Here is a 22,877-nt window from a genome sequence, read left to right as displayed (position 1 = left end):
AGGTAGCCCGATATAAAAGCCACAGTTGTACGACGACATATGACGTTACATATGTCCTACCTAACAAAAATAAAAAGTGATGCCATGAACTTGATCGAGCCCATCAACGCCCAGCGCGTTGGCCAAGCTGTAGGCAACTATCGCTGGACCATCTGCGCGATGTTGTTTTTCGCGACCACCGTCAACTACCTCGACCGCCAGGTGCTCAGCCTGCTTGCGCCGCAGTTGTCGACGCAATTTGGCTGGAGCAACACCGATTACGCCAATATCGCGGCGGTGTTCCAGTTCGTGTATGCGATTTCCATGCTGTTTGCCGGGCGGTTCGTCGACAAGATCGGCACCAAGGCCGCCTACGTGATCGCGATTGCGGTCTGGTCCACCGGCGCCATCATGCATGCGTTTTCGGTGCCGATGGGCGAGGGCATCGCGGCGGTCAGTGGTGCGCTCGGCCTGGCAGTGATCCCGGTATCCATCGCAGGCTTCATGCTGTCCCGGGCGGTGCTGGCGATCGGCGAGGCGGGTAACTTCCCGATTGCGATCAAGGCCACCGCCGAATATTTCCCCAAGAAAGAACGCTCGCTGGCCACCGGGATCTTCAACTCCGGCGCCAACGTCGGCGCGATCCTGGCGCCGATCTGCGTGCCCCTGATCGCCGGAATGTGGGGCTGGGAAGCGGCCTTTATGGTTATCGGCATGTTGGGCTTTGTGTGGGTGGCGGTTTGGGCGGCGGTGTATGAGAAGCCGGAGCAGCAAAAACGCCTGTCGGCCGAAGAACTGGCCTATATCCGCAGCGACCAGGCGCAGCAGCCCTCTATCCCGCCGGTTGCAGGCGCGGTACAGAAAAAAGTCTCGTGGTTCAAGTTGCTCACCTACCGCCAGACCTGGGCGTTTGCCTTCGGCAAGTTCATGACCGATGGCGTGTGGTGGTTCTTCCTGTTCTGGCTGCCCACCTACCTGTCGGCGCAATACGGCATGAAAGGCGCCGATATCGTCATGCCGCTGGCCGTGCTGTACAGCATGACCATGGTCGGCAGCATCGGCGGCGGCTGGTTCCCCAGTTACTTCATGGCCCGTGGCGATGCCCCCTACGACGGCCGCATGAAAGCCATGCTGGTAATCGCGCTGTTCCCGTTGGTGGTGTTGCTGGCACAACCGTTGGGCTACATCAGCTTCTGGGTCCCGGTATTGCTGATCGGCGTCGGCGCCTCGGCGCACCAGGCGTGGTCGTGCAACATCTTCACCACCGTGTCCGACATGTTTCCGCAGAAAACCGTGGCCTCGGTGGTCGGTATCGGCGGCATGGCCGGCGGCATCGGCGGTGTGGTGATGACCAAGATCGGCGGCTGGGTGTTCGACTACTACAAGTCCATCAATGACATTCACACCGGCTACATGATCATGTTCGCGATCTGTGCGCTGGCGTACCTGGTGGCGTGGAGCGTGATGAAGACCCTGGTGCCGCGCCACAAGGAAATCACTGACCTGTAAACCCAGACCCGCTACCTCTGTGGTGAGCGGGCTTGTCGAATCGTCGCACCGCCCGCGTTGGGGTGCGAAGCGCCCCTAATAAAGACGGATGCGTTGTATCAGGCACTCCGCTGCGCCTGGTTTAGGGGCTGCTGCGCAGCCCAACGCGGGACAAGCCCGCTCACCACAGGTCCGTCGAATCATCCATAACGTTGTGTCGAGACCCATTCCTTCAAGCGCCTTTTCTACAACGCGCGCGCCCAGGTCTGGCTGACCAGCTGCTTGCCGAAACTCAAGGTGGGCTCCTCTTCCACCAACTCGAAACCGGCTTTCTGGTAGAGCTCGCGCGCATCGGTCAGGGCGCTCATGGTCCACAGCATCATGCGGGTGTAGCCGGCATCGCGGGCAAAGCGCAGGCATTCGTCCACCAGGCGTTGGCCGATGCCCAGGCCCCGCGCGCTCGCATCCACGTAGAGCATGCGCAGCTTGGCGGTTGTATCGTCATGACGCACAACGAACACCGAACCCACCACCTCGCCATCCTTCTCCGCGATCCAGCAGCGCTCCCGCGCCGGGTCGAACTCGCGCAGGTACTTGGCGACGATCTCCGCCACCAGCGCTTCAAACTCCCAGTTCCAGTGGTATTCGCGGGCATACAGCGCCGCTTGCTGCTGCACCACCAGGCCCATATCCCCGGGGCGTGGATCACGCAGCAGGTAGCTCGACGGGCGGCCTTGCAGCAGGGCCTGGATACGTTGCATGGCGTCGGTCAATTGCTGCTGATGGGGTTCGGGCAGGCTCTCGAGCAGGGCGATGACTTCATCCTGGGTCTGCTGTTCCAGGGGGGCCAGGACCGCGCGACCGAGATCGGTGAGGTGCAATTGCACTGCGCGCGCATCGGTGGCGCAGCGGACTTTCTGGATCAGGCCGTTTTTCTCGAAACCACTGGTCAGGCGGCTGAGGTAACCCGCGTCGAGGCTGAGCATCTGGCACAGGTCTGCGCTGGTGAGGTCGCCACGGGAGGACAGCTCGTACATCACCCGAATTTCAGTCAGGGAATAGTCGCTGTGCAGCAGGTGTTCCTGCAGCACGCCGATCTGGTGGGTGTAGAAGCGATTGAAGCCGCGCACGATGCCGGCGCGTTCCACAAGCAGGGGGGTGGACATGGTGGATGCTCGAATGGTTGCCTTAGGCAATTATATTGTTGCTTCAGGCAAGCATGTCAATGGCTTTGCTCGACGGTCACCGTCATCCCTGCACCGGCCGTCGCCTGGGGGGGCGTCAATATAATTCGAATCGCCATGACCACGCCGATCAGCACCGCGCTCAGGCCCGCGGCTTCCATGGGTGTGGGCCATCGCCCGTGGAACCCCAGGCCAAGCAGGGTGGCGAAGAGGGATTCGAGGGCGATCAATTGGCCGCTGAGCACCATCGGCAGGCGTCGGGTCGCAGCGTTCCAGGCCCAGGCGCCGACGAGGGTCGACATCACCGCAATGATCAGGGCCCAGGCATAGAGCGGGCCTGCCTGGGAAAGGCCGAAGCCGAGCGTCGGCAGCGTGAACAAGCCCAGTGCCTGGATGAACGGCAGCAGGCACAGCGTAGCGACACCGGCACCCACCATCATCAGTGCGGTCCAGAGGCCGGTTGCCTGCGACGCGAGGTGCGTCAGTTGCCGTTGGTTGATCACGCTGAACCACAACCAGAGGGCGACCGCACTCAGGGAAAAAAACAGCCCCGCCAACCAGGCACTTGTATCCAATGCAGGTTGATGAAAGCTGCTGATGTTCGACAGCATGAGGCCCGTCGTGAGGCATGCCAGGGGGGCTGCCAGTCGGCGCCATGGGACTGTCCGGGTGCTGGCGTTACCCACCAGGGCCAACAACACCGGCACCGTGCCGATAAACGCCGGGGTCATGACGGGGCCGCCGAACATCACCCCGGCAGCGATGCACAGGCCGTAGCCCAGGCAACCCACTGCCCCGAGGGCGGCAGCGAGGCATCGCTGGGCGGGCCTGAGCGAGCACAGTTGTGACCGGCATAGCAGCACACCCATGCCGCCCAGCACGCCTGCGATCAAAAAACGCACGGCCATCAGGTCATAGAGGCTGTAGCCGCCAGTGACGTAGGGCGCGATGAAGTTCAGCGCCCAGCCCAGTGTGGCAACAATCGCGAGCAGCACGCCGACGGCGATGGAGGTCTGTGCAGCGTTCATCCGGGGCATCCATTGAGGTAATGGATCCATGGTGCCCAGTCATGCGGGTGTGCTACAAACGAGTTCTCGGCCGTGGATGTATAACCTCAGATTATGAATACACTTGGCAAGACCCTGCCGCCCCTGGCCAGCCTGTTGCCGTTTGAAGCGGCGGCACGCCTGGGCAGTTTCTCCAAGGCAGCCGATGAGCTGCACATCACCCAGGCCGCCATCAGCCGCCAGATTCGCGGGCTGGAAGACAACCTGGGGGTGAAGCTGTTCAGCCGGCGCAACCGGGCGGTGTTCCTCACCCAAGAGGGGCGGGAACTGGGCAAGGTGGTCGGCGAAGCGCTGCGCAGCATCAGTGAGAGTGCTGCCAGCCTGCGGGCGTCACTGCACAGTCATCGCGTGGTGTTGCTGTGCCAGTTGTGCGAAGCGTTTTATTGGCTGATGCCGCGCCTGTCGACGTTCCACCAGCAATACCCGCACATCGAAATCCAGGTGGTGACCTCCACCCGTCCCCTGACGGAGTTCACCAGTCACTTCGACGTGGCCTTGCAAAGTACCGGGCGCGCGAGTGGCAGCCATCCGCTGATGTTCACCGCCGCCGACGAAGTGTTCCCGGTGTGCAGCCCCGGCTATCTGGACAGCAAACCACCGCTGTCGCTCGCCGGGTTGCAGTCGCGCACCTTGTTGCACCACAGCTCCCATCCTCCGCACTTGATGGAGTGGGACAGCTGGTTGCAGGTGTTCGGCCAGGCCTTGGGCGGGGAGGTGCGCGGTGCGACCTTCGATAGCTACCCGCTGATGTTGCAGGCGGCGGTGGAGGGGCATGGGATCGCCATGGGCTGGCGGCGTACGGCGAGCCGTTTGATTGACAGCGGGGCGCTGGTAAGGCCCTGTGTCGAGAGTGTGCATTTGCCCCAGGCGCTATCGATTTATCGGCAGCAGGGAGAGGAGATCCGCGCTGAAGTCATGGCGTTGCTCGACTGGCTGGAGGTGCAATTGCAGGATGAAGGCTGACAGGGGCGTCGCCGCCCCTGTCATATGCCGCTATGGCTTGCGCGTCACCCGCCACACGGTATTGGCCAGGTCGTCGGCGATGATCAGCGCGCCTTTCGGGTCCACCGTCACCCCCACCGGGCGCCCACGGGTCTTGCCGTCGTCACCGCGAAAGCCGGTGGCGAAATCAATCGGCTCACCCGATGGCTTGCCATTGCTGAACGGCACGAAGATCACCTTGTAGCCCACCGGGTTGTCGCGGTTCCAGCTGCCGTGCTCGCCGACAAATACGCCGTCGGCAAATTGCTCGCCCATGGCCGGGATGGAAAAGTCCACGCCGAGTGCGGCCACGTGGGAGCCCAGGCTGTAGTCGGGCTTGATCGCGGCGGCGACTTTGGCCGGGTTCTGCGGTTGCGCGCGCGGGTCGACGTTCTGGCCCCAATAGCTGTAGGGCCAGCCGTAGAACGCGCCTTCTTTCACCGAGGTCAGGTAGTCGGGCACCAGGTCGGGGCCGAGTTCGTCGCGCTCGTTGACCACCGTCCACAGTTGCCCGGAGTCGGGTTGGATGGTCAGCGCCGTGGGGTTGCGCAGGCCGGTGGCGTATGGCTTGTGCGCGCCGGTGGCGGCATCGATCTGCCAGACCATGGCGCGGTCGATTTCCACTTCCATGCCACGTTCGGTCACGTTGCTGTTGGAGCCGATCCCCACATACAACTGGCGTCCATCGGCACTCACCGCCAGGGACTTGGTCCAGTGATGGTTGATCTGCGACGGCAGGTCGGTGACTTTCACCGGTGCGCCGCTGGCCTTGGTCTGGCCATCGGTGTAGTCGAAGCGCACCAGCGCATCCTGGTTGGCCACGTAAAGCTTGCCCTCGGCAAACGCCAGGCCGTAGGGCGCGTTGAGGTTGTCGGCGAAGACCGTCTTCAACTCATAGGTGCCGTCACCGTCGGCATCGCGCAGCAGCGTCAGGCGGTTGCCGCCTTTTACCTTGGTGTTGCCCTGAGCCTTGATCACGCTGGCGATCACATCCTTGGGCTTGAGCTTGGCCGCACTGCCGCCACGGCCTTCGGCGATCAGGATGTCACCGTTGGGCAGCACCAACGTCTGGCGCGGGATGGCCAGGTCGGTGGCGATGGCCGTGATGCTGTAGCGGTCGGGGACCTTGGGTTTCTGATCGCCCCAGGGGGTGGGCTCGGCGATCTTCATGCTCGGCAACAGGCTGCTTTGTTGCTCCGGCAACGTGGGGTCGGGGCCGCGGGCCTGGGTCTTGTCACCTTCGCCGCCGCAGGCGCTCAGCACCAGCGCGGCGCTCAATACGCTCAGTGTGTGGGACGTTTTCATTTGGCACCTCCCGAGCGCAGGCCGGTCCAGGTGGCCGCCAGTGTCAGCAGCAAGACGACGGCGGACATGATCAGCCCGGCAGGCATTGAGGCGTAGGCATCCTTGGCATGTTGAAAGGCATTGACCAGCCCTAATACCCAGGTGGCTAACAGCAGCAGGACATACCGCGTGGGTTGCCCCGCCTTGCGCTCGGCGCGAAGCAGGTTGACCAGCGCAAACAGGAACGCGAACCCACAGAACACCAGAGCACCGGCAATCAACCAGGACGCAAAGTTGGCCCATTGGATCTGGTAGGTCTGGGTGTAGGCAATGTCGCTGAGCAAGGCACCAAGAAACAGCGGCACGGTGCCGGCCAGCAAGGTCGCATGCAGCGGCCCCGGCGTGTATCGGTAGGCGGGAAGGGTTGTCATGGTAAGGCGGCTCCTTGTTGTACAACGCCCCTGGTCGGGGCTGCGCATAGGAAATGAACGCCTTACGTATCAGATAGTTCAGCATAATTCGTGTCGAAATATTAAGAACCAGCCGGAAAGCTGGCATGCTCAAGGCTTCACATAAGGAGCCGTCCCCATGCCAACCCTGCACCTGCTGTGCGGCAAGATCGCCTCGGGCAAGTCGACACTGGCCAAGACCCTGGTGGCCGAACACGCCGCCATCCTGCTCAGCGAAGACACCTGGCTCGCCCAGTTGTACCCCGGTGAAATCCTCTCGATCGCCGACTACCTGCGCTGTGCCCAGCGTATTCGCGGGGTGTTGGGTCCGCTGGTGATCAACCTGCTTGAGTCCGGCGTCAACGTGGTGCTGGATTTTCCCGCCAATACCCTGACCAATCGCGAATGGCTGCTGGGGTTGGCGCAGGCCGCCAAGGTGCCGCACCGCCTGCATTACCTCGAGCTGGACGACGCCACCTGCCGCGCAAGGCTGCATGCGCGCAATGCCCGGGGCGATCATGATTTCGCGGCGACGGATGCCGAGTTCGACCTGATCACCCGGCATTTCTGCGTGCCGAGCGAGGCGGAAGGGTTGGTGATCGAGGTGCATCGCCCATGAGTACGCCTTCTGCGGGCATCGACGCGGACGGTTTTATCCTCACCGTCCCCGACACCCCCGTGCAGCTTGAATACCAGCCGTTGCTGGCGGACGCCTGCGCGTCGCTCTCGAGGGACGACCTGGGCCTGGACGGCCTCTATCTCTATGGCAGTGTCGCAAGGGGCGATGCCACTCCCGGCGTTTCCGACCTCGACCTCACCTTGGTGCTGCGCGAGCCGGCAACCGCGGAGCTATTGGCCCGGCTGGAGGCAGTCCGGCGTGCGCTGGAGCAGCGGCACCCCCTTGTCACCAAGGTGGATTTCGATATCGGCCACTGCGCGCAAGTACTGGCGGCGGAAAACCGCAACAGGTGGGGCTTCTGGCTCAAACACCAGTGCCGCTGCCTGTGGGGCAATGATCTGTCAGTGCATTTCGAACGGTTTCGGCCATCCCGTGACATCGCGCTGGCGGTAAATGGTGATTTTCACGCCGTATTGAGCGCGCACCTCACGCGCATCGCGTGCGCAGACACCGAGACGCAGCGACTTCGCTTGCAGCGCGAGGCTTCACGCAAGCTGATCAGGTCCACCCATGTATTGCTTTCGGAAGATGCGTCGACATGGCCCCGCACCCTCGAAGAGCATGTGGCGATGTTCGTCCGGGGGTATCCGCAGCGGGTCACTCACCTTGCGTTCTTTCTCTTTGAGGCCAGGAACCCTGGCGCCACGATGGAAAACTTCACCGCGCGGCTTCGGGCTTTTCTGGATTGGATGGATTCACCCACCGTCCTTCCTACGTACGTAGCGGATTAAAAATGTGGGGCTGTGCTTGCGCCATATGGCTTATCCAAAGATGATAGGTTTATTAGCGTTAAACCTGACCTTTCATACGTCAAGCCTATGGAATCCCCATGATCAACTTCCGCCTTATTCGCCACCTCTGGCTGTTCCTCGCCGTGGCCGAAGAACAGAACTTCGGCCGTGCCGCCAAGCGCCTGGGCATGTCGCAGCCGCCGTTGAGCGAGCAGATCCAGGTGCTGGAGCAGGCACTCAAGGTCACGTTGTTCGAGCGTTCGCGGCGGGGCGCCAAGTTGACGCCGGTGGGTGCGGCGATCCTGCCGGCGGTGCGCAAGTTCGCCGAACAGTTGGAGCGCCTGGAGCTGGCGGTGGAGGAGGCGGTGGCGGGGCAGTCGGGCATGCTCACCATTGGCGCGATTTCCACGGCGATGTTTGATGTGTTGCCTGGCTTGATCGACCTGCTCAAGCAGCGATACCCCCAGCTCACCGTATCGGTGCGCGAGATCGACAGCGTGGAGGCGGTACCGGCGCTGGAGGCGGGGGATATCGACCTGGCGTTTGCACGATTGGACGGCGACCTCGGCCCTGCGATCCAGTCCCTGCCGTTGCGCGAGGACCGCCTGATGGTGGCGCTGCCCAGCGATCACCCGCTGGCGTCGCGCACGCGCATCAGCCTGGCGAGCCTGGCCAGCGAGCCTTTGGTGATGTTTTCGCGCAAGGTCAGCCCGGTGTATTTCGACAACCTGATCGCCACCTGCCGCGCCAGCGGGTTCTCGCCGCGGGTGCTGCATGAGGTGCGCTCGGTGGCCTCGCAGATTGCCTTTGTCAGCTGCGGCCAGGGCATTGCGCTGGTGCCGGCTTCGTTGAAAAAACTCGCGCCGGATAACGTGGTGCTGCGGGCCTTGACCCAGAAACTCAACGTCGTGACGACGGCGGTCGCCTGGAACTCGCAAAGGCCAAACCCGCTAGTCACAGAACTGGTCGCACAATTCCAGGCTCATACGATTGGCGTATGAAAACGTTCTGCAATCGGTCATTTACACGCGTAGGGAAACCCTTGAAATTGGCCGCCTTTGTGTTCAAGGAGCCCTCGCCATGTCGTTCACTCACACCCGTCTGCCGCTGACGGTAGATGGCGTATCGCTGGATATCGCCGCCCTGTATCGCTCCGGTGAGCACGCGCCGATCCTGTTCCTGCACGGCTTTGGCTCCACCAAGGAAGACTACGCCGATATCGTCCTGCACCCGGCTTTCGACGGGCATCCCTTTGTTGCGTATGACGCGCCCGGCTGTGGCGAAAGTGAATGCGCCGACCTGGGGGCAATCAGCATCCCGTTCCTGCTCGAAACCGCCTTGCAGGTGCTGGAGCACTTCCAGATCGAACGTTTCCACCTGGTCGGCCACTCCATGGGCGGGTTGACGGCCTTGCTGCTGGCGCACCGTTTCCCTGGCCGTGTCCTGAGCTTCACCGATATCGAAGGCAATATCGCTGCGGAAGACTGCTTTCTCAGCCGCCAGATTGTCGACTACCCGGCGCAGGATCCCGAAGCGTTTTTCAGTGCCTTCATCGAACGCACCCGCCAGGCGCCGGCGTATGCCAGCGCCCTGTATTCAGCGAGCCTGCGCCACAAGGTCCGCGCCGGTGCGGTGCGCGGGATTTTCCGGTCGATGGTGACGCTTTCCGACAACGCCGACCTGATGGACAAGTTCCTCGGCCTGCCATGCCCGAAGCTGTTCATGTACGGCGCGCAGAACGCCGGGCTGTCCTACCTGCCGCACATCCAGGCCAACGGCGTGCGCCTGGCGCCCATTGCCGCGTGCGGGCACTTCCCGATGTATTCCAACCCACGGGCGATGTGGCAACAGATCGCGGCATTCATCAGGACTTGAAGCGCCCCACCAGGCCATTCAACTCATCCGACAGATTCGACAGGCGCCCCGAGTCGTCCTGCGCCGAGTTGGCCAGGCTTTCCACCAGCCGCGCCTCGTCGTAGATCTGCTGGATATGCCGGTTGATCTCTTCGGCCACGCTGTGTTGCTCCTCGGCGGCGGCGGAGATTTGCAGGTTCTGGTCACGGATCTCGTTGACTGACAACTGGATGCCTTCAAAGCTGTCCCGTGCGCTTTCGATGGACGACACACTGGCCCGTGACAGGTCCAGGCAACTGCCCATTTTTTGCGTGACTTCCTGGGTCTTGTTTTCCAGGGTGCCGAGCAGCTGCTCGATCTCGCCGGTGGAGTCGGAGGTGCGCTTGGCCAACGCGCGCACCTCGTCGGCGACCACGGCAAAACCACGGCCCTGGTCACCGGCACGGGCGGCCTCGATGGCGGCGTTGAGGGCCAGCAGGTTGGTCTGTTCGGCAATCGCACGGATGGTGCCGATGATCTGGTTGATGCTGCGGCTGCCGGCTTCGAGTTCGACCATGGCGTCGGACGACTCGGTCAATCGGCGGCCCAGGCGGTTGACGTTATCGGTGGTGACTTCGATCTGTTGCTTGCCCTCGGCCACGCGGCGATGGCCGTTCTCCGCCGACTCTGCCGCACTGCTGCAGGACCGCGCGACTTCGTTGGCGGTGGCGACCATTTCGTTGAACGCGGTGGACACCAGTTCCACCGCCTCGCGCTGGCGCCCGGCGGCTTCGTTCATGTTGTGCGCCACTTCGCTGTTGACCTTGGAGGCGTTGTGCAAATTGGCCGAGGCGGCACCGATGTGCTGGATCAATTGGCGAATCGCGGCAAGGAACTTGTTGAACCAGCCGGCGAGTTCAGCGGTTTCATCCTTGCCCTGCACCTGCAGTGCGTGGCGCAGGTCGCCTTCGCCCTCGGCAATCGACTGCAAGCCGCTGCTGACCTGGCCGATGGGCTTGACGATCACCTTGGAAAACGCCGCCGCAAGCACGCCGAAGATCAGCACCAGCACGCCGACGATGACCGCTGTGAGGTAGGTCATGCGCGTGGCTTCGGCCATGACTTCGCGGTGCTCGATCAGGCCGATATAGCGCCAGCCCAGGCCGGGAGAGGTCCACACGTTGGCCATGTAGCGCACGCCGTTGATTTCCACCTCGGTAGAACCCTGGGACGTCTCGGCCAGGTGCGCATAGGCGGCGCCCAGGTCCTTGAGCGGCTTGAAGCTGTGGGCGGCGTCGCGCGGGTCGACCAGCACCACGCCGTCTTCGATCAGCATCACGTAGCCGCTTTCGCCGAGCTTGATGCTCTTGACCAGTTCGGTGAGGTTCTTCAGCGACACGCTGACCACGAACACGCCCTTGGCCTTGCCGGCGTTATCCAGCAACGCCCGGGCAGTGCCCACCAGCGCCACATCGTCTTTGTCGTAGTAGTAAGCCGGTGTGCGCACGGTCTTGCCGGGGCTGGCCATCGCGGCCTTGTACCAGGGGCGCGTGCGTGGGTCGTACTTGGCCAGCTGCGGGTCATCCGGCCATTTGGCGTAGGTACCGTCTTCCAGGCCGATGGACAGGATCGCGGCGGCCGGGTGCGTGGCGCCGAAGCGTGCAAAGCGCTTGATCACATCCTGCGCCGCCGCCGGCATCGGCTGGCTGGCTGCATCGGCAGGCTGGTAATTCTTCAGAGAGTCCACGGCGGTGTATACAGGATCGGTGGCCATTTGATCGACGTTCTGCAGTGTGCCGTCGAAGAACTGGCGGATATTGCCATCGATCTGGCGGATTTCCCGGGTGCTGCCATCGATAAACTGATCCACCGCCTGGGTCCGTGTGTTCATCACGGAGATCACGGCCACCAGGCTTACCGGAATAAACGCCACAGAGACAAATGCAAGCACCAGCTTATTTTTTATTTTCATCGAGACGACCATCAGCGCAGAGGGTGGTCAAATCGTCCGCTCAGGAAAAACAGCGCGGCGATTTGCTATCACCGCTGTTTCGGCCCGGTGCCGGTAAATCTTTAGGGTTTTTTGTACACAATACAAAGTGCTTATTGTTCTGTATCCAATCAGTAGACATCACGCAGGTAACGCTTCTGTTCGCTCAACTGGCGCCAGTACTCCACTGCGCCCTCAACGCCAAGCCCGCCGTGGGTTTGCGCGACCTGGCGCAACGCCTGGTCGACGTCCTTGGCCATATGGCTGGCGTCCCCGCAGATATACAGCCTGGCGCCGTCCTGCAACCAGCGCCACAGCTCGGCCCCCTGTTCGCGGATGCGGTCCTGTACGTAGATCTTTTGCGCCTGGTCGCGGGAGAACGCCAGGCTCAGGTGGGTGAGCAGGCCGTCGCGCTGCATGCCTTGCAGTTCATCCTGGTAATAGAAGTCGCTGGCCGCGTGCTGCTCGCCGAAGAACAGCCAGTTGCGGCCCTGGTGCCCCTGGGCCCGACGTTCCTGCAAAAACGCGCGGAACGGCGCCACACCGGTGCCGGGGCCGATCATGATCATCGGCACGTCGCCGTCGGCCGGTGTGCGGAAGTGCTTGGACGGCTGCACGAACAACGGCACCTCACTGTCTGCGGCGCGGTCGGCGAGGAAGGTCGAGGACACGCCCTTGCGCTTGCCATAGCGCACGGCGGCCACGGTGAGGTGCACTTCCTGCGGGTAGGCCTTGGCGCTGGAGGCGATTGAATACAACCGTGGTTGCAGGCGCTTGAGGGTGCCGAGCAGTTCGTCCGCCGAGCAATCGATGGGGTACGCGTGCAGCACATCCACCAGTTGCCGGCCCCACAGCCAAGCCTGCAGTTCGGTCTTGTGCTCGGGGCTCAGCAGGCGCTTAAGGCCTGGGTTGGCACTGCGCTCGGCGATAAAGGCCAGGGTGTCGCTGCTGGGGCGGGCGATTTCGAAACGCTGGGTCAATGCCTGGTGCAGCGGTATATCGCCGAAGGTGTCGATGTTCACGCAGGCACTGGCATCCAGGCGCGTCAGGTCGAGCAGTTCGCTGACCAGTTCCGGGCAGTTGCGCGGCATCACTCCCAGGGCATCACCGGCTTCATAGCTCAGCCCGGAGTCGGTCAGGTCCAGGGCGAACTGGCGGGTTTCCTTGTGGGTGCTCTGCGGGTTCAGGTGCCGGTTGAGCAGCAGCCGTGAACCATGCAGCTTGGTTTTGCCGGCCGGTGTGGCGGGTGCGGCGAGCGTCGCGGCTTTGGCCGGGTTGAGGCTGTGTTGCAACTGTGCCAGCCAGGCATAGGCGCGTTCTTCGAATTCGGTGTCGCAATCCACGCGCTCCAGCAGGCGGGTCGCGCCCAGCTCCAGCAGGCGCTGGTCAAGGCGTTTGCCGTGCTTGCAGAACTGGTCGTAATTCGGATCGCCCAGGGCCAGCACCGCAAAGCGCAGCGACTCCAGGCGCATCTCGGCGGTGTTGAGGCTGTGCCAGAAACCTTCGCCATTGTCCGGCGGGTCGCCGTCGCCGAAGGTGCTGCTGATCAGCGCCAGGTTTTGTGTGCTCGCCAGTTTGCTGGCCGGGAAATCCGCCATCGCGCTGAGCTCGACGCTGATACCGGCGTCGCGCAGGCGCTTGGCGAATCGCTCGGCCAGGGCTTCGGCGTTACCGGTCTGGGAGGCCCATAACAGGGTGACGGCCGGGGAGGGCGTTGCGGCGATGGCGCTGACGTCTGCGCGGCTGAACAATCCGCCGAGCAAACCGTCCAGCCACAGTCGGGAATCCTTGGTCAGCGGCGCATTGCTTGGCATCACCGGCACACCGGCTGCCTGGCGCCCGGCGTCGGAGCGCAGACCGCTGAGGAAACCTGCGAGGTAAGTACGCTCGCTGTCGCTCAGTGGCGGCGCTGGCACGTTACGGAGGCCGGCAATATCGGCGAAGGCGTCGAGGCGCGACAGGGTGAGGTCCTCTGCTAAGGCGGGCAGGTCTTGCGAGACCGGCCCATCGAGAAACTGGTGATCGATCAACTCGACCCGGGCCAGGGCGACGGCACAGAACTTGAACTCGGGTTGCAGCGAAATCGGATCGACCGCGTCGTTGGTCACCGCGTTGATCGCCAGGTTTTCGCCAAATACATCGTTCCAGTGGAAAGGCGCAAAACAGTTGCCCGGCCGCACGCGGTCGGTGACCACCGCAGGCAGTACGGCACGCCCGCGCTGGGAGCGCACCTCCACGCGGTCCTTGTCCTGGATGCCCAGGCTGGCGGCATCTTCGGGGTGCAGTTCGACGAAGGGGCCGGGGTTGAGTTTGTTCAGGGTGGCGACCTTGCCGGTCTTGGTCAGGGTGTGCCACTGGTGCTGCAAACGCCCGGTGTTGAGCACGAAAGGGAAGGCCTCATCCGGCATCTCCGCCGGCGGCATATGTGGGCGCGCCAGGAACTGGCCCTTGCCGTTGTCGGTGGCGAATCTGAGCGTGCCTGTATTCAGGTAGCGGATCGGGTTGCGGTCCGCGCCGGCGTCTGAAGCGCAGGGCCATTGCAGCGGTTGCGCGCGCAGCCGTTGATGGCTGGCGCCGCGAATGTCATAGCCGGTCTTGGGGTTCCAGGCGCGCTTGATCTCGTCGAAGACCTCGGCGGCGCTGGCATAGGTGAAGGCTTCGACAAAGCCCATCTCGCAAGCGACCCTGGCGATGATCTGCCAGTCGGGCAAGGTCTGGCCCGGTGGTTCGACGGCTTTTTGCATCAGGGTCAGGTTGCGCTCGGAGTTGATCATCACCCCTTCGGCCTCGGCCCACAGCGCGCCGGGCAGCAGGATGTCGGCGTAGCGGTTGGTCTCGGTGTCGAGGAAGGCGTCCTGGGTGATCACCAGTTCGGCGGCTTGCAGGCCTTCGATGACCTTGCGGCGATTGGGCGCGCTGGCCACCGGGTTGGTGCAGATGATCCAGCAGGCTTTGATCTGCCCCGCGCTCATCTGCTCGAACAGCGCCACGGTGCCGCCGCCGACCTGGCGCGGCAGGCTGCCTGGGGGGATCTGCCAGAGGTCTTCGATAAATGCGCGGTCGGCTTCCACCAGCACCGAGCGCTGCCCCGGCAGGCCCGGGCCCATGTAGCCCATCTCACGGCCGCCCATGGCGTTGGGTTGGCCGGTGAGGGAAAACGGCCCGCTGCCGGGGCGGCAGATGGCGCCGGTGGCCAGGTGCAGGTTGCACAGGGCGTTGGTGTTCCAGGTGCCGTGGGTGCTTTGGTTGAGGCCCATGGTCCAGCAGCTCATCCACTCGGCGGCGGCGCCGATCCAATCGGCGGCCTGGCGGATATCCGCTTCGGCCAGGCCGGTGATCTCGGCGACCGTGTGCGGCGGGTAGTCCTCGAGAAAGCCGGGCATGGCCTCCCAGCCCTCGGTGAACGCGGCAATGAACGCGGGGTCGGTGTGGCCGTTCTTGACCAGCAGGTGCAACAGGCCATTGAGCAGGGCGAGGTCGGTGCCGGGTTTGATCGGCAGGTACAGGCCGGCCTTGTCCGCCGTGGCGCTGCGCCGTGGGTCGACCACGATCAGCTTCGCCCCGGCCTTGACCCGGTCCATCATGCGCAGGAACAGGATCGGGTGACAGTCGGCCATATTGGCGCCGATCACGAAGAACAGATCGGCGCGGTCGAAGTCTTCGTAGGAGCCCGGCGGCCCGTCGGAGCCCAGGGACAGCTTGTAGCCGCTGCCGGCGCTGGCCATGCACAGGCGCGAGTTGGACTCGACGTTGTTGGTGCGCACAAAGCCCTTGGCCAGTTTATTGATCAGGTACTGGGCCTCCAGGGACATTTGCCCTGACACATAAAAGGACAGGGCATCCGGCCCGTGGCTGTCGAGGATGCCGCGCAGGCGCCCGGCGGTTTCGCTGATGGCGGTGTCCATGGCGATGCGCACCGGGTCGTGGTCACGCTTTTCACGCAGGTAGGCGTTCTCCATCCGCCCGGACTCGGCGATGGCCTGCCCGCAGGTGGTGCCTTTGGTGCACAGGCGGCCGAAGTTGGTGGGGTGGGCCTTGTCACCGATGACCTTGACCACCTTATTGTGCTCGACCTGCATGATGATGCCGCAGCCCACACCACAATAGGGACACACACTGCGTACGCTTTGGTTTGCCATCCGTCACCCTCGAAACTTTTTCTGCCCGCCAACAAAAAAGCGCCCTGCAACCCTCCGTTGGAAACGGGGATTGCACGGCGCCTTTGTCGTGAATGGGCAATCAGCGTTGACTGCTCTGTGTGTGTTCCTAGCAAGTCACGCGCCAATTTCTTAAGCACGGGCAAATCGTGGCAAGCCAGCTTGCTGTGGTGAGCGGGGTTACTGTGGTGAGTGGGCTTGCTGTGGTGAGCGGACTTGCCCCGCGCTGGGCTGCGCAGCAGCCCTAAACCCAGGCGCCTCGGTCCTTACAGGAAGTAAGCAGCGGCAGTGATGGGGCGGCTTCGCCACCCAGCGCGGGGCAAGCCCGCTCACCACAATAAGCCCGCTCTTCTGTGACCCTTTGATTTGTATCCGGGAATGCACTTTTTTGTCGCGGGATGCACCAGTTGGAGGCGCTGAAGTGTGCATTCAGATTCGATGAGTACCGCTAGAAGGCGTCGCAGTAAGGCTCGCGACCAATTGGCACAGACCCTGCAAGCTCCCCCTCAACCCATCTCGGTCAACGACGATCGACAACAGGGGCATAAAGCGGTAGATCCGGCGCAGTCGCCGATCCTATCCCGCATAAGAACAGGCAAAGGCGCCTGGAACCGCAAGGTTTCAGGCGTTTTTTTTGCTTTTTAAACCGTGATGAACGTTGTCGGGTGCTTGCTATGAACAAACAGATGAAAACCCTGATCGTCGTCGGCAATGGCATGGTCGGCCACCATTGCGTGGAGCAATTGATCGAACGCGGCGCGCTGGATCACTACCGGTTGCACGTGTTCAGCGAAGAGCCGATGCGTGCCTATGACCGCGTGCATCTTTCCGAGTACTTCACCGGCCGCGATGCCGAGTCCCTGGCGTTGTCGGACGCTGCGCTGTACCAGACGCCGGGTGTCACCCTGCACCTGGGTGTACCGGTGCTGGAGATCGACCGCGAACGCTGTGAAGTGATCACCGCCCAGGGCTGCGTGGGCTACGACAAGCTGGTGCTGGCCACCGGTTCCTATCCGTTCGTGCCGCCGATCGAGGGCGCCGAAGGCGACTCGCGCCTGGTGTATCGCACCCTCGAAGACCTCGACGCCATTCGCACCGCTGCCGCCAATGCCCGCCGTGGTGTGGTGGTGGGCGGTGGCCTGCTCGGCCTGGAAGCCGCCAACGCCCTGAAAAGCCTGGGCCTGGAAGCCCATGTGGTGGAATTTGCGCCGCGCTTGATGCCGGTGCAGCTGGATGATTTTGGCGGCCTGGCCCTCAAGGCCCAGATCGAGCGGCTGGGCGTCGGTGTGCATCTGTCCCGCGCCACCCAGTCGATCAGTGCCGGCGAGCAGTACCGCTACCGCATGAACTTTGCCAATGACGAATTCCTTGAGACTGACCTGATTGTGTTCTCCGCCGGGATCCGCGCCCAGGATGCACTGGCCCGCCAGGCCGGCCTGGACATTGGCCCGCGCGGCGGCGTGGTGATCAACGATGAGTGCTTGAGCTGCGATCCCCACATCTACGCAATTGGCGAATGCGCTTCCTGGAACGGCAGCCTGTTCGGCCTGGTTGCGCCGGGTTACCAGATGGCCCGTGGCGTCGCCGCGCTGTTATGCGAGCACAGCGCCGAGCCCTTTGTCGGCGCCGACATGTCCACCAAGCTCAAGTTGCTGGGCGTGGACGTGGGCTCCATCGGCGACGCCCACGCCCATACACCGGGTGCGCGCAGCTACCAGTTCATCGACGAGGCGACTGCCAGCTATCGGCGCCTGGTGGTGGATGCGAGCGGCAAACACGTGATCGGCGCGGTGCTGGTCGGCGACAACAGCTACTACGACACCTTGCTGCAATACATGCAGAACAGCATCGCGCTGCCGGCCGAACCGGCCAGCCTGATCCTGCCATCGTCCAGCGGCGCACCGACCCTCGGCCCAGGCGCCTTGCCGGACTCGGCCACGGTGTGCTCGTGCCACAACGTCAACAAGGGCGCGATCTGCTCGGCCATCGACGCCGGTTGCAGCGACCTCGGCCTGCTCAAGTCGCAGACCAAGGCCTGCACCGGTTGCGGTGGGTGCGCCGGCTTGCTCAAGCAGGTGTTTGAGCACGAGCTGATTACCCGCGGCGTCAGCGTCGACAAGAGCCTTTGCGAACACTTCGCCTACACCCGCCAGGAGTTGTATGCCCTGGTGCGCGTGGAAGGGGTGCTCACGTTTGAAGAACTGCTGGCCAAACACGGTCGTGGCCACACCGGTTGCGATGTATGCAAACCGGCGGTGGGGTCGATCCTGGCCTCGTGCTGGAACCAGCCGATCATGGACGCGTCCCTGGTGCCGCTGCAGGACACCAACGATACCTTCATGGCCAACATGCAGAAGAACGGCACCTACTCGGTAGTGCCACGTATTCCGGGCGGCGAGATCACCGCCGACAAGTTGATCGTGATTGGCGAAGTGGCGAAGAAATACGACCTCTACACCAAGATCACCGGCGGCCAGCGCATCGACCTGTTTGGCGCGCAACTGCACGAGTTGCCGGACATCTGGGCCGAGCTGATCGCCGCCGGGTTTGAAACCGGCCACGCCTATGGCAAGTCCACGCGCACGGTGAAGTCCTGCGTGGGCAGCACCTGGTGCCGCTACGGTGTGCAGGACAGCGTGAAAATGGCGCTGCTGATCGAGGACCGCTACAAGGGCCTGCGTTCGCCGCACAAGCTCAAGTTCGCGGTGTCCGGCTGCACCCGCGAATGCGCCGAGGCGCAGAGCAAGGACGTGGGCGTGATCGCCACCGAGAAGGGCTGGAACCTGTACATCGCCGGCAACGGCGGCATGCGCCCACGCCACGCCGAACTGTTCGCCACCGACCTGGATGACGCCACGCTGATCCAGTACATCGACCGCTTCCTGATGTTCTACATCCGCACCGCCGACAAATTGCAACGCACCTCGGTCTGGCGCGAAAGCCTGGAAGGCGGCCTGGATTTCCTCAAGGACGTGATCCTGCACGACAGCCTGGGCCTAGGCGCCGAGCTTGAAGCGCAGATGCAACTGGTGGTCGACCGCTATGAATGCGAGTGGGCCAACGCCCTCAAGGACCCGGAAAAACTCAAGCGCTTCCGCACCTTCGTCAACGATAAACGCCCCGACCCGGACATCCACTTTGTCCAGGAACGCGGCCAGCGTCGGCCGATCATGGCCGCCGAACTCAACCTGATTGCCGTCACCGAGGAGCTTGCCTGATGAGCCAGTCCAACACGCAGCGCAACCTTGCCACCTGGAAAAGCGTGTGCAACGAGACCGACCTGGTGAGTAATTCCGGCGTCGTGGTGTGGCTGGACGGCGCCCAAGTCGCGCTGTTCTACCTGCCCGGGGCCCAGGACCAGACGCTGTACGCCATCGACAACCACGACCCCGAATCCGGCGCGAATGTGATCGGACGCGGGCTGGTCGGCAGCATCAAGGGCGACCTGGTGGTGGCCGCGCCGATCTACAAGCAGCATTACCGTTTGCACGACGGCCAATGCCTGGAGGCACCGCACCAGCGTTTGCGGGTGTGGCCGGTGCGGCTGAGCGGTGGGGTGGTGGAGTTGGGAGTGGACTGATGCAGCGCTGCAGGTGAGTGGCCAAGCCGCTCTCCTGCAGCACCCTGGCGCTTACTTGCCGGCTTTGCGGCTGGCCGGCCTGAACAGCAGGCTCAAGAGGAACACAGCAGTCTTGATGTCAAGCAGGCGTAAGGCTGCACGTGCTTCTTCCGGTCGCACCCTGGCCAGCATGGGCATGGCGCCGAAAATCTTACCCTTGAGTACCAGGTCGTCACCGCTGCGCTCTATGGCGCTCACGGTCATCAGCTCGCTGTTGTCGCTGCCGAATATTTTCATGATCAGTTCCTTGTCACACGGTCGAAATCGATGCCCAGGTCATCGAATATTTTGATTGCGGTGCCCCGGCCGGCGCCGAATACGCCGCCGCCCGGGTGCATGAAAGGACCCACCAGGTACAGGTTGTCCAGCCCGGGTACGCTCAAGCGGCCGAGGTCGGGCGTGGGGCGGTGGGCGAAACTCTGGTAGAAGTAGGGGGCGACGCCGTGTACATCGCCCTTGACCATGGAGTTGGGCGAACTGCGTTCCAGGTCCAGCGGCGAGCACACCTTGCGGGCGATGATGTTATCCGGCGTAAGGTTCTTGACGAACTTGCGGTACGCCTGGAGGCTCAGATCGCCGAATTCTTCCTTGTACTCGTCCCAGCGCGCGGCACCGCCTTCGGCGAGGTTATAGGGTGCGAACGTCATACCGTGGAACATGCCCTTGCCTGGCGGCACGCGGGTCGGGTCATTGATGCTCTCGTCGCCACCGGCCACCAGCCTGCGCCTGGACACCCGCCCACGGCGCAACTCGTCGAAGTCGTCGAGCATGTCGCTCAGGCGGTCGCAGCTCATCATGGTCAGCATCGTGGCGCGACCGACATCGGCGCCGGCATGAAACTCGGCCTGCCGGTGCAAGTCGTAGTGGCTGACGAACAGGCTGAATGGGGCCAGCGTGGCGCGTTCGGCGCGTGCGGTCACCCCAGGATCAAGCCCGTCGACGAAGCGTTTGATTACATGAGGGTGCAAGGCGCCGACCACCGCGTCTCGGGCCAGAATTCGCTCACCGTCGGCCAGCTCCACACCGTTGGCGCGCCCGCCTTCGACGATCACCTTGCGCACTTCGCTGTTACAACGGATCTCGCCGCCGTGGTGCTCGATGCAGCGCACCAGGGCTTCTGAAAGCTTGCCGCTGCCACCCACCGGTTGCGACACGCCGTACGTGTGCATGATGCCGACGAACACATACACACCCATACCTGTACCCAACTCGTCCGGGGCTTGCAGGTTTTCGGCGATCACCCGCAACAGGTGGATCTTGACCTTGTCGTGCTCAAACAGGTTATCGACGATGTCCAGGGTACTACGCTGCATGGCGTCGAACATCTCGCGGCCTTCCTGGCTCTGGTCAAGCATGGCGACCATGGCCCCCATGGGCGGCGGGGGTGAATAGAAACCGGAGAGGAACATCGGCAGCAGCCCGGCGGCCTTGGTCGCCAGCTTGCGATAGGTCTCTGCGTCGCGAGGCGACACGCTGGCGATGGATTCGCAGGCCTTGTCCAGGTCGCGGTAGGTGATCAGTGCGCTGCCGTCTTCGAAGACGGTCGCATGGGGCACATCGGAGTAGTTGTACTTGAGGCCGAACCGGCTGAACAGACCGAGCTCGTCGCGGGTGATCATGGGGTTGCCCTGGATCATGATATGCACGCTGGAGTGCTCGTCATGCCAGAAGCCTGGAGTGTTAAGCTGGCGCGTTGTCACGCCACCGCCCACATAGTCCTTGCGTTCCAGCACGAGGACTTTTTTGCCGGCCTTGGCCAGATAGGCTGCGGCCACGAGGCCATTGTGCCCGCCGCCGATGGCGACGATATCGTAATGATTCATAGGATCTTCCGCTTCTGTTGTTTTTGTTGTCGGTGTACTGCCCGGGGGCAGGGCGCCGCTGTGCCGGATACTGGGGCAGCGGGCCGGCAGGCGGAAGACGGCACTTTAATGTAGGTCGGTTACCTGAATGTACGTACCCCCCAGGGGCTGGCAGGGAGAGTGGGATGCACAAAGGTGAAGGCTCGATGCATGTGGTCGACAAGATTCAGCGCCAGGCGCTGGATGATCTGAAAGCGCGGGTGCTGCGCGGCGGCAATGATCCCCATGGGCCTGTGCGTGAATCCCTGGCTCGGCTTGGCGACCGCTGGACCCCGTTGCTGTTGCTGGTGCTGCACACCGGTACGCTGCGTTTTACCGAACTGCAACGGCAGGTCAACGATATGGCGGAGGGTAGCTTGTCGCAGCGCATTCTCACCCTCAAGCTGCGTGCGCTGGAACGTGACGGCATGCTCGAACGTCGTGTGATCGCTACCATTCCGCCGCAGGTGGAATACAGCCTCAAGCCATTGGGCGTTTCATTGGTCACCCAGTTTGAGGCGCTGCTGGTGTGGCTCGAACAACAGGCCCCGGTCATCGAGGCCGCCCGCCAGGCCTACGATGCCTGATCGGGATCCATCGAGGCGGCGGTCTCGATGATCAGGTTGCGCAACCAGGCCAGCCCGGGGTCGAGCTGCTGGTATTTGTTCCACTGCATGGACATGGTCAGCGGCGGCGCGGTCCAGGGGGCGGATACGATCCGCAGCGGCAAGTATTGTGCCCATCTCTCCGCCAGGCGACGGTGCATGGTGGCGACCCGCAGGGTACCGATCAGAAACGGCGGCACACTGTTGAAGGTGTTGGTGGTCACTTCCACCCGGCGTGTGAACCCGAAACTGCGCGCAAACCACTCATCAGCCATGGGGGCGCGATGCTCGCCGCCCCAGCGCACCAGCACGTGCCCCAGCGCCTTATAGTCATCCATGGACAAAGGCCCATTGGCGGCCGGATGGTCCTTGCACATCACGCACACGTATTCATCGCTGAACAGCGCCACACAGGGGTGTTCCTTGAGGATGTTCTTGTCCGGCAGCACCAGGAAGTCCACGTGCCCACGCTCGATCTCAAGGGCGGCCTCATCCGTAGGCAGGAACTGTTCGATGGAGCATGACGGTGCCAGGGTGTTCAGCCTGCGACTGACCTCGGGCAGCAGCACCATGCCCACATAATCCGACGCCATCAGCGTGAAGTTTCGGCGTGCCAGGTCCGGCTGGAATCGGCTGCGGTTTTCCAAGGTGGAGCGCATCTGGATCAGCAAATCACGAATCGGCTGGGCCAGGGTTTCGGCCATCGGTGTACGGACCATCCTGCGACCGACCTGTACCAGTAAATCATCTTCGAAATAGTCGCGCAGGCGTGACAACGCCGCACTGGTGGCCGGCTGGCTGAGATGCAGGCGCTCACCGGTACGGGTGATGTTCTGCTCCGCCAGCAGCATGTCCAGCACCACGAGGAGGTTCAAATCCAAACCGTGAAAGCGCATGGCGTTACTCCGTTTTTTATGATTGTGCTTACGGGCATCCAGGCTTGTTATACCTGCCTGGCAAAGGATTTGAAACGCAAATAGCGGTGGCTGT

Annotated in this window: 18 protein-coding genes and 1 pseudogene; 9 read left to right on the top strand and 10 right to left on the bottom strand. The window is 63.0% G+C overall.

Annotation, left to right across the window (positions count from 1 at the left end; translation table 11 throughout):
- Window positions 1–84: 84 nt before the first annotated feature.
- Window positions 85–1,488 (top strand): MFS transporter, encoded by a 1,404-nt coding sequence (locus tag NIBR502773_RS01205; protein WP_065942081.1) that lies wholly within the window; start codon window positions 85–87, stop codon window positions 1,486–1,488.
- A 224-nt stretch (window positions 1,489–1,712) separates the two neighbouring features.
- Here NIBR502773_RS01205 and NIBR502773_RS01200 read toward each other — a convergent pair whose 3' ends face one another.
- Complete coding sequence (locus NIBR502773_RS01200; protein ID WP_141155126.1) at window positions 1,713–2,633, bottom strand: helix-turn-helix domain-containing GNAT family N-acetyltransferase; 921 nt, start codon at window positions 2,631–2,633, stop codon at window positions 1,713–1,715.
- A gap of 56 nt (window positions 2,634–2,689) precedes the next feature.
- Window positions 2,690–3,679 carry a DMT family transporter gene (locus NIBR502773_RS01195; RefSeq protein WP_141155125.1) on the bottom strand — a complete coding sequence of 330 codons (990 nt, stop codon included), beginning with the start codon at window positions 3,677–3,679 and terminating at the stop codon, window positions 2,690–2,692.
- 93 nt (window positions 3,680–3,772) lie between these two features.
- Between NIBR502773_RS01195 and NIBR502773_RS01190 the strand changes: the two genes are divergently transcribed.
- Window positions 3,773–4,681 carry a LysR substrate-binding domain-containing protein gene (locus tag NIBR502773_RS01190; protein ID WP_141155124.1) on the top strand — a complete coding sequence of 303 codons (909 nt, stop codon included), beginning with the start codon at window positions 3,773–3,775 and terminating at the stop codon, window positions 4,679–4,681.
- A gap of 30 nt (window positions 4,682–4,711) precedes the next feature.
- Here the strand turns inward: NIBR502773_RS01190 and NIBR502773_RS01185 are convergent, their stop codons facing one another.
- Together NIBR502773_RS01185 and NIBR502773_RS01180 are read right to left on the bottom strand one after the other, a co-directional pair.
- Window positions 4,712–6,004 carry a sorbosone dehydrogenase family protein gene (locus NIBR502773_RS01185; protein WP_141155123.1) on the bottom strand — a complete coding sequence of 431 codons (1,293 nt, stop codon included), beginning with the start codon at window positions 6,002–6,004 and terminating at the stop codon, window positions 4,712–4,714.
- On the bottom strand, window positions 6,001–6,414 hold the full coding sequence (locus tag NIBR502773_RS01180) for a DUF2231 domain-containing protein (protein ID WP_065942086.1): 414 nt from the start codon (window positions 6,412–6,414) through the stop codon (window positions 6,001–6,003). The genes NIBR502773_RS01185 and NIBR502773_RS01180 overlap by 4 nt, the downstream gene beginning before the upstream one ends.
- Window positions 6,415–6,571: 157 nt before the next feature.
- Here NIBR502773_RS01180 and NIBR502773_RS01175 point away from each other — a divergent pair, with 157 nt between their 5' ends.
- From NIBR502773_RS01175 to NIBR502773_RS01160, 4 genes are all read left to right on the top strand, one after another.
- Window positions 6,572–7,051: an ATP-binding protein gene (locus NIBR502773_RS01175; protein WP_098479350.1), complete on the top strand. Its 480-nt coding sequence runs from the start codon at window positions 6,572–6,574 to the stop codon at window positions 7,049–7,051.
- Entirely contained in the window at window positions 7,048–7,842 is a 795-nt protein-coding gene (locus tag NIBR502773_RS01170; RefSeq protein WP_141155122.1) for a nucleotidyltransferase domain-containing protein, read from the top strand. The genes NIBR502773_RS01175 and NIBR502773_RS01170 overlap by 4 nt, the downstream gene beginning before the upstream one ends.
- 98 nt (window positions 7,843–7,940) lie before the next feature.
- Window positions 7,941–8,843: a LysR family transcriptional regulator gene (locus NIBR502773_RS01165; RefSeq protein ID WP_065942089.1), complete on the top strand. Its 903-nt coding sequence runs from the start codon at window positions 7,941–7,943 to the stop codon at window positions 8,841–8,843.
- A gap of 79 nt (window positions 8,844–8,922) precedes the next feature.
- A complete protein-coding gene (locus tag NIBR502773_RS01160) occupies window positions 8,923–9,717 on the top strand; it encodes an alpha/beta fold hydrolase (protein ID WP_141155121.1) in 795 nt (264 codons plus the stop codon).
- Here the strand turns inward: NIBR502773_RS01160 and NIBR502773_RS31220 are convergent.
- The 3 genes and pseudogenes from NIBR502773_RS31220 to NIBR502773_RS01150 all read right to left on the bottom strand — a co-directional run bounded on the left by NIBR502773_RS31220 (window position 9,707) and on the right by NIBR502773_RS01150 (window position 15,804).
- On the bottom strand, window positions 9,707–10,411 hold the full coding sequence (locus NIBR502773_RS31220) for a methyl-accepting chemotaxis protein (protein ID WP_373682406.1): 705 nt from the start codon (window positions 10,409–10,411) through the stop codon (window positions 9,707–9,709). The two genes, NIBR502773_RS01160 and NIBR502773_RS31220, sit on opposite strands and share 11 nt — an antisense overlap.
- Window positions 10,412–10,609: 198 nt before the next feature.
- Window positions 10,610–11,449 (bottom strand): annotated as a pseudogene (locus NIBR502773_RS31215) (cache domain-containing protein); the annotation flags it as partial.
- Window positions 11,450–11,796: 347 nt separating this feature from the next.
- Complete coding sequence (locus NIBR502773_RS01150; RefSeq protein ID WP_141155119.1) at window positions 11,797–15,804, bottom strand: bifunctional nitrate reductase/sulfite reductase flavoprotein subunit alpha; 4,008 nt, start codon at window positions 15,802–15,804, stop codon at window positions 11,797–11,799.
- A 692-nt stretch (window positions 15,805–16,496) separates the two neighbouring features.
- Here NIBR502773_RS01150 and nirB point away from each other — a divergent pair.
- Window positions 16,497–19,040, top strand: coding sequence for a nitrite reductase large subunit NirB (gene nirB / locus NIBR502773_RS01145; RefSeq protein ID WP_141155118.1), 2,544 nt, complete (start codon window positions 16,497–16,499; stop codon window positions 19,038–19,040).
- Window positions 19,040–19,402 carry a nitrite reductase small subunit NirD gene (gene nirD / locus NIBR502773_RS01140; protein WP_141155117.1) on the top strand — a complete coding sequence of 121 codons (363 nt, stop codon included), beginning with the start codon at window positions 19,040–19,042 and terminating at the stop codon, window positions 19,400–19,402. The genes nirB and nirD overlap by 1 nt, the downstream gene beginning before the upstream one ends.
- Window positions 19,403–19,453: 51 nt before the next feature.
- Here the strand turns inward: nirD and NIBR502773_RS01135 are convergent, their stop codons facing one another.
- The gene (locus NIBR502773_RS01135) at window positions 19,454–19,678 is read right to left on the bottom strand and encodes a hypothetical protein (RefSeq protein ID WP_027608484.1); all 225 of its coding nucleotides are present in this window, start codon (window positions 19,676–19,678) and stop codon (window positions 19,454–19,456) included.
- Between the two features lie 2 nt (window positions 19,679–19,680).
- On the bottom strand, window positions 19,681–21,264 hold the full coding sequence (locus NIBR502773_RS01130; RefSeq protein ID WP_141155116.1) for an NAD(P)/FAD-dependent oxidoreductase: 1,584 nt from the start codon (window positions 21,262–21,264) through the stop codon (window positions 19,681–19,683).
- Window positions 21,265–21,428: 164 nt separating this feature from the next.
- Here NIBR502773_RS01130 and NIBR502773_RS01125 point away from each other — a divergent pair, with 164 nt between their 5' ends.
- A complete protein-coding gene (locus tag NIBR502773_RS01125; RefSeq protein ID WP_027608482.1) occupies window positions 21,429–21,869 on the top strand; it encodes a helix-turn-helix domain-containing protein in 441 nt (146 codons plus the stop codon).
- Here the strand turns inward: NIBR502773_RS01125 and NIBR502773_RS01120 are convergent.
- Window positions 21,857–22,783, bottom strand: a complete 927-nt coding sequence (locus NIBR502773_RS01120) for a LysR family transcriptional regulator (protein WP_027608481.1) — start codon at window positions 22,781–22,783, stop codon at window positions 21,857–21,859. The two genes, NIBR502773_RS01125 and NIBR502773_RS01120, sit on opposite strands and share 13 nt — an antisense overlap.
- Between the last annotated feature and the right edge of the window lie 94 nt (window positions 22,784–22,877).

The organism is Pseudomonas sp. NIBRBAC000502773 (genome assembly GCF_006517195.1).
Classification (GTDB): Bacteria; Pseudomonadota; Gammaproteobacteria; order Pseudomonadales; family Pseudomonadaceae; genus Aquipseudomonas; species Aquipseudomonas marginalis.
The sequence above is the reverse complement of the archived record's forward strand: the minus strand, read 5'-3'. Positions and strand labels throughout refer to the sequence as shown.